Source organism: Gaiella sp., assembly GCF_039915195.1.
In the GTDB taxonomy this organism is placed as follows: Bacteria; Actinomycetota; Thermoleophilia; order Gaiellales; family Gaiellaceae; genus Gaiella.
In genome coordinates, this window is sequence record NZ_JBDSNT010000133.1 from 1 (window position 1) to 6,636 (window position 6,636).

Annotated in this window: 8 protein-coding genes; 3 read left to right on the forward strand and 5 right to left on the reverse strand. The window is 67.4% G+C overall.

Annotated features, from left to right (window positions below; genetic code table 11):
* The 3 genes from ABIR74_RS12450 to ABIR74_RS12460 form a co-directional block, all read left to right on the forward strand.
* A partial coding sequence (locus ABIR74_RS12450) for a PAS domain S-box protein (RefSeq protein ID WP_348178593.1) occupies positions 1 to 1,437 on the forward strand: 1,437 nt, incomplete at its 5' end.
* A gap of 188 nt (positions 1,438 to 1,625) precedes the next feature.
* Positions 1,626 to 1,841: a hypothetical protein gene (locus tag ABIR74_RS12455; RefSeq protein WP_348178595.1), complete on the forward strand. Its 216-nt coding sequence runs from the start codon at positions 1,626 to 1,628 to the stop codon at positions 1,839 to 1,841.
* A 138-nt stretch (positions 1,842 to 1,979) separates the two neighbouring features.
* On the forward strand, positions 1,980 to 2,378 hold the full coding sequence (locus ABIR74_RS12460; protein ID WP_348178597.1) for a cyclic nucleotide-binding domain-containing protein: 399 nt from the start codon (positions 1,980 to 1,982) through the stop codon (positions 2,376 to 2,378).
* Between the two features lie 120 nt (positions 2,379 to 2,498).
* Here the strand turns inward: ABIR74_RS12460 and ABIR74_RS12465 are convergent, their stop codons facing one another.
* The 5 genes from ABIR74_RS12465 to ABIR74_RS12485 form a co-directional block, all read right to left on the reverse strand.
* Positions 2,499 to 2,798, reverse strand: coding sequence for an EthD family reductase (locus tag ABIR74_RS12465; protein WP_348178599.1), 300 nt, complete (start codon positions 2,796 to 2,798; stop codon positions 2,499 to 2,501).
* Positions 2,799 to 2,800: 2 nt separating this feature from the next.
* Positions 2,801 to 3,556, reverse strand: coding sequence for an amino acid synthesis family protein (locus tag ABIR74_RS12470; RefSeq protein ID WP_348178601.1), 756 nt, complete (start codon positions 3,554 to 3,556; stop codon positions 2,801 to 2,803).
* A 185-nt stretch (positions 3,557 to 3,741) separates the two neighbouring features.
* On the reverse strand, positions 3,742 to 4,698 hold the full coding sequence (locus ABIR74_RS12475; protein WP_348178603.1) for a M48 family metalloprotease: 957 nt from the start codon (positions 4,696 to 4,698) through the stop codon (positions 3,742 to 3,744).
* Positions 4,695 to 5,252 carry a LemA family protein gene (locus ABIR74_RS12480; protein ID WP_348178605.1) on the reverse strand — a complete coding sequence of 186 codons (558 nt, stop codon included), beginning with the start codon at positions 5,250 to 5,252 and terminating at the stop codon, positions 4,695 to 4,697. Before ABIR74_RS12480 ends, ABIR74_RS12475 begins: the two co-directional genes overlap by 4 nt.
* A 55-nt stretch (positions 5,253 to 5,307) precedes the next feature.
* Positions 5,308 to 6,636 (reverse strand): GMC family oxidoreductase (locus ABIR74_RS12485; protein ID WP_348178607.1); only part of this gene is annotated, 1,329 nt, incomplete at its 5' end.

Sequence of the window (6,636 nt, forward strand, 5' to 3'; positions counted from 1 at the left end):
CTCTCCGTCAATCCTGCGTTCACGAACTTGCTCGGTTTTTCTGCAAACGAGCTGACGGGACGACCGTTCGTCGATTTCGTTCATCCGGACGATCGCGCGCGAACGCTGGCAGATCTGGCAGAACAGGTGGGAACGGGTGGAGACGTCGTCAATGCCGTCAACCGCCATCGCACGAAGGCCGGCGGATACAGGTGGCTCGAATGGACCTCACGCGTCGACGAGGAGACGGGGACGCTCGTGTCGTTCGCGCGCGATGTAACCGAGCGTGTGCAAGCAGAGGAGCAAGAGCAGCTGAAGGCTCGTGAGCTCGAGGTCGCACTGGAGGACGCGAGGGGAAGCAATGTGCGACTCAACCTCGTCGCCGAAGCCGTCACCGACGGACTCATCACCATTGACGAGAGCGGCACCATCGTGCGGTTCAACACATCCAGCGAACGTATCTTCGGCTACCGACGCGACGAAGTTGTCGGGAGAAGCGCACAGATCGTGATGGCGGACACCGGGCATGAAGGCCTTCTCGCCCGCTACCTGCGCACAGGAGAAGACGGGGTGATCGGCGTCCGGCGTGAGCTGCGGGACCGCCGAAAAGACGGCTCCATCTTTCCTCTCGAGTGCACGGTCGGCGAGGTCTCCCACCGCGGTGCCAGGCTGTTCATCGCCGTTGTACGGGACATCACCGAACAGAAACGATGGGACGAGGCGGAGCAGGATTACAAGACGTTCCTGCAGCAGACCGTCGGTGAGCGAAGCGCGCAACTGCAACAGCTCGCCCGCGAGCTCGACGATGCCCGCCTCGAGACGCTGAGCAAGCTCGCGCTCGCAGCCGAGTACCGCGACGACCAGACGTTTGCGCACGCAGCACGGGTCGGCAATACCGCCGCTCAGCTGGGCGAACTGCTGGGCCTCACCCCGCTCGAGGTGGCGAGGCTCCGCCAGGCAGCACCCTTGCACGACATCGGCAAGCTCGCGGTCTCCGACACGATCCTGCTCAAGCGCGGAAAACTCACTCCCGAGCAATGGCACCAGATGCGCACCCACACAACCGTCGGCCATGAGATCCTCTCTGGCAGCACCTCCGACGTGCTGTCACTCGCCGCAGAGATCGCGCTCACCCACCATGAACGGTGGGACGGCAACGGCTACCCGGCCGGCCTCCGAGGCGATCAGATCCCCTTCAGCGGACGCATCGTCGCCCTCGCAGACGTCTTCGACTCACTCTGCGACGAACGTCCCTACAAGCCTGCATGGAGCGTCGAGGACGCCGCGGCCGAAATCCGCCGTCTCAGCGGCCACCAGTTCGACCCGGCGGTCGTCCATGCGTTCGAACAGCTGGATCCCCACGAGCTCGTCCGGTCCGCCGAACCCGAGCCTGATTGCCAGGTGCGTGCGCTCGCTCCAGTGACAGTACGACCGTCAACCGGCGTCTTGTCGCGGTAGGTGCCGCAGCACCCTGGTTCTACGAGAGCGAGCGGGGCCTAAACCTTGCGAGACTCCAGGTACTCGCGATGCGGGCGAGTGCGAAGAGGCACCGGTTGGGCCGCGATCACGCCGCCCCTTCCGTCGTGAGAGCTCGATGCGGCGGACGAGGGTTACGCCGGCCCCAGGCGGGGTAAGAGAAGGTCAGCATGAAATGCGTTTGTCATTTTCCCGATGGCACGGAGGCCGTCCTCGAGGTCGAAGGCGATCCCGCGACTCGCGGAAACCAGGTCTCGATTCCCGGCCATGACGGGCCGTGGCACGTGGTCAAGCACACCCCGACCGCGGAGGAAATCGTGAGCCAGGAGTTCGACGCCGAGATCTGGGTCGATCACGAACCGCCACCGCCGCCCGAGTTCCTCTAGCCCTGCGACTTTCAGCCTTCGCCAGGGCCGTCGAGGGCGACAAAACAAGCCTCTGACGCTCCTGCGTTCGGGGCAGATTCGCCTATCGCGCTCCACGCCACTCGGTGGAGGCTCTGTTTCCGTGATATGAAGAAACCGGTGTCCATTCCCTCCCTGCGCGACATTCCGCTGTTTGCCGACCTCTCCGAGGAGGGTCTCGCACGCGTAGGCGCCGGGGCGACGGAAGTGACGGCTGAACCAGGCCAGATCCTCACTCTGCCCGGCGACGTCGGCTCCGGGATGTTCGTCCTGCTCGACGGGAGCGTGAGCGTCGAGCTTCGCGGAGGACAGATCGAAGTGACCGCACCCGACTTCGTGGGCGAGCTCGCTCTCCTCCTTCCCGATGGGGGGCGTGTCGGACGCGTTCGCGCGAGGACGGCCGTACGCTGCCTGTCGCTCCCGCGGTCGGACTTCGATGCACTGCTCGAATCCGAGCCGTCGTTCGCGCTCGCGTTGCTCCGGAACCTCGCTGCCCGCCTGGCAGCAGCGGCTGGCTGAAAGCCACAGGTCGGGCTGAGGTGGCGCGGCGATCGTCCACGCGTGCACGCCGACGAGGCGGCGCCATCTCATCCCATGCCTACCGTTCTGACAGCGCTTTGTAGAGACGCGTGAGATGCGTCAGCCGAGCTGCGGCCGTTCGTCGACGAGCAGCCGTACGCGACCCGCCACGTTTGCGATCGAGTCGGCCGCGACTCGCTGACCCAACTCACTCGCATACGCGGCCTCGAACTCCTCGGTGGAGTCGAACCAGAGCTCTGCGACCCCGTCGTGGGCCGCGTCGCCCTCGACGACGTTGAACACGAGCTTGCGCAAGCCCGGTAACCGACGGGCGAGCGGCGCGTGCTCCTCGAGCCACCAGCGACGGAAGTCCTCGGCCGTATCGCCCTCGCGTCGGGTGAGCAGAATGATCGCCTTCATGATCAGGCCGGCTTCTTCGTGCGTGCGTGCGGTCGTCCGCCGACGCCGAGCGCGAGACAGACGAGGATCTCGTCCGACCGGGGCGCACCCGGCACCGCGATCTCCGCGGCATCCATCTCGTCGAAGCTCCAGATGTCGTCTTTGTTCGTCAGCGGCATCGTGATCGCCGCCCCCGCGCCGTCGACCTTCTTCGTCGACGGGATGATCGCCTGCCCGCCGCCGATCGCCGCCCGCACCGGCGCTCCAAAGCGTGGGTGGATGAGCGCCGCAGCGTGCTCGAGCTCGCCGTCGAGGCCGACGATCGCGCCCTTGCCGTACGAGCTCACCTCTCCCGCCCTGTCCCCGGCAGCGCGCAGCGCCTCCTCGACGAGGAGCGCTGCGACCTCTGCGCCGATCTCCTCGAGTTGGGTCAGATCCTGGCTGAACCCACCCGCGAGCGGGTTCGCGATCACCGCTGCGACGACGACCTTCACGGTCGGCATGGCAAGCTCTCGGCCGACCGCACCTCGGGTCTCCTCGCGCTGCACGATCACCTTGCGTACCTGCATCTCGCCTCCTGTCGCCTCGATCGAGCCGAGCCTACCGACTGCGATATCTTCAGCCCGATGCTCGAACCGACGATCTCTCCTCTCGACCGCCACCTTCCCGTCGAGATCAGGTCGATGCTCGAGGAGCGGCTCTGGCGTCCGGTCGGCGACGGGCTGACAGCACTTGACGGCGGTCTCCGTCGTAGCTGTGCGGTCGACCCGCGTCCTCATCGCTTGGCGGCGTGGAGGGCGCACGCAGTGAGCCACGGCGCTCGTACGTGACAAGACAATCGCCATCCGGGCTGATCACGCAGCTCCAGGTCGAGCGAGGCTTCAACCTGCCGGTGTGCTCCTCGAGCCACGAGCGGCGAAATCCTCGGGCGCATCGCCGCCCCGACGCGTGAGGATGATCGCCCTTACGCGGTCGGCATCTCGAGGTCGGGCGCTACGGGGAGGTCATCCGGCAGCCGGAAGCCGCCCGCCTCCTCGAGTACTCCGATCCTGGCAGCGAGCGGTGGATGCGTGTTGAAGAGCCCTGCGACGATCTTGGCCGGTCCGGTGGCGTTGCGCAGGGGCGTCTCGATGTAGAGGTGGGCGGTGGCCGATGTGACGTGCTGGATCTCACGGTGGTCGAGCTCGAGGCGGCGCAGCGCCAGAGCGAGCCCTTCCGGGTCGTTCGTGATCTCGGCGGCCGAAGCGTCGGCAAGATACTCACGCCTACGCGACAGCGCCATCTGCACCATCACGGCCGCGAGGGGCGCGAGCAGGATCGTGACGATCGCGAGGACGAGGAAGATCCAGCCCTGCCCGCTGTCTCCGCCCCTGCGGCGGCCGCCGCCGAAGTAGAGCATTCGGGCAAGCAGATCGCTGACGAGCGCGACGACTCCGACGAGCACCGCTGCGAGCGTCATCAGGCGGACGTCGCGGTTGCGGATGTGCGAGACCTCGTGGGCAAGAACGCCCTCGAGCTCACGCTTGCTCATCGACTCGAGCAGGCCGCTCGTGACAACGACGTAGCTCTTCGCGGGAACGCGGCCGGCGGCAAAGGCGTTCGGGGCAGGGTCGTTGACGACGTAGAGCGGTGGCGCTGCCTCCATCCCGGCCGCGATCGAGACGGTGTCGATGAGGTGATAGACCTCGGGCCACTCCTCACGCGTGACCGGGTGGGCACCCGTGAGCTTCGCGACCATCGACCCGCTCGAGACGTACGCAAAGACGCCGTAGACGGCGCCCACGAGCAGGACGAGTACCCCCATCCCGGAGCCACCGAGAGCGTAGGCTGCTCCGCCGAGCGCAATGACCAGAAGGCCGAAGGCGGCGAGGACGAGGACGGTGCGGAAACGGTTGGCCCTGATCTGCTGCTGCAGGGTCACGGCTGGAAGCTGACCTCCGGAAGCTCGCGATCGCCGGCCTCGGCCGCGAAGAACTCACGCTTGACGAAGCCGAAGACGCCCGCGAGCAGCACGGCCGGGAACGTCTGGATCGAGTTGTTGAACCGCAAAACCGTGGCGTTGTAGTAGCGCCGTGCCGCGGCGATCTTGTCCTCCGTCGCCGAGAGCTCGTTCTGGAGCTGGAGAAAGTTCTCGCTCGCCTTCAGATCCGGGTACGCCTCGGCGACCGCGAACAGCTTGCCGAGGGCTGCGGTAAGGAGGTTGTCTGCCTCGCCCGCTGCGGCCGGGCCCTGCGCGCCGGCGACGGCCGCGCGCGCCTTCGTCACCGCTTCGAACGTGCCACGCTCGTGCGCCGCGTAGCCCTTGACCGCCTCGACGATGTTCGGAATCAGGTCGTTCCGGCGCTTCAACTGCACGTCGATGTTGGCCCAGCCGGTGTCGACCTCGTTGCGCAGGCGAACCATCCGGTTGTAGAGCACGACGACGAAGACGAGCAGGACGACGACGATCGCGATCAGGATGTAGACGACAGTCATGCGGTCACGATAACCGCGGCGGCTCAGCGGTGCCAGAGATCAAACGATCAGCGCCTCAGGCGAGGAGCGCATCGGCGATGACCTCGCCCACGAGCACGGCCGGGAGGTTCGTGTTCGCGCGTGGCACCACCGGCATCAGCGAGCAGTCCGCGACGTACACACCGTCGAGGCCGAACACGCGACCCTCGCCGTCGCAGACCGCGAGCGCAGCCGCCATGTCCCCCATCGCGCACGTCCCGACCGGATGGAAGTAGTGGGCGTGGTAGGCGGAGACCCTGCGATCGAGGCTCGGGGTAATCTCCCGGCCGATCAACTCGCGTAAAGGCTCGGCGGCCGCAAGCTCTCGTGCCCACTCGATCCCCTCCTCGATCACGGCCAGGTCTGCGCCGCCATCGTCCGTGAGGTAGCCGTGATCGATTCGCGGAGCGGCCTCGGGGTCGGGTCCGGTGACATGGAGCGAACCGCGCGAGAGCGGCTCCATCGCAGCGACGGCGAGAGCCACCCGCCCGGCGAGGAGGCTGTGCTCGTTGGCCGCGACCGGGAAGACGTGAAGGTCGTACGGACCGCTCGCGCGGCTCGAGCGGAGCTTGCCGAGCGTCTGCTCTTCCGGCGTGAAGCGGACGGCGGCCGACTCCGACAGCAGGCTCCGCAGCCGCGCCGAACCTGCGAATTCGACCTCGGCGAGAGGATGGTCGTGCAGGTTGCGCCCGACGCCCGGCAGGTCGACGAGCGGCTCGATTCCGGCCGAGCGCAGGAGGGCAGGGTCGCCGACTCCCGAGCGCTCGAGGATCGCAGGCGTGCCGTAGGCCCCGGCGGCGAGCACGATCCTGCCTGCCTCGATGCGCACCTCCTCGCCGTCGCGCTGCACCGTCACCTCGACGCCCGTGTCGGTCTGCCTGAGCCGGTCACAGATCGCCCGGTCGAGGATCGTCAGGTTGTCACCGTCCCGCGCCGGATCGACGTATGCAAACGAGGCGTTGAACCGAACGCCGGCTTCGATGTTGACCGACTCGGTCCCGAAGCCGACGCCGCCGTCGAGGTCGTCGAGGTCGTCCGCCCGAGGAACCCCGAGGAACGCGGCGGCGGCGAGGCACGCGCCATGGAACGGCCCCACCTCGTCCTCCCCGTACGTCCGCACGCGCATCCGCTCGAGCGCCCGTGTCAGTGCAGGCCGCACCGAGACGGAGCTCCAGCGGCCGTCGCCCGTGAGTGCAGCCCAGCGGTCGTAGTCCTCCGGACACCCGACTGCGACGACGCAGCCGTTGTGAGCGGAGCAGCCGCCCATCACGCGGGCGCGCTGAAACGCGATCGGCTCACGCCCTGCAAGCTGCCCGCTGGCGTAGCCCCATTCGTGGGAGGTGACGAGCGCGCCGCCGTCGAGCAG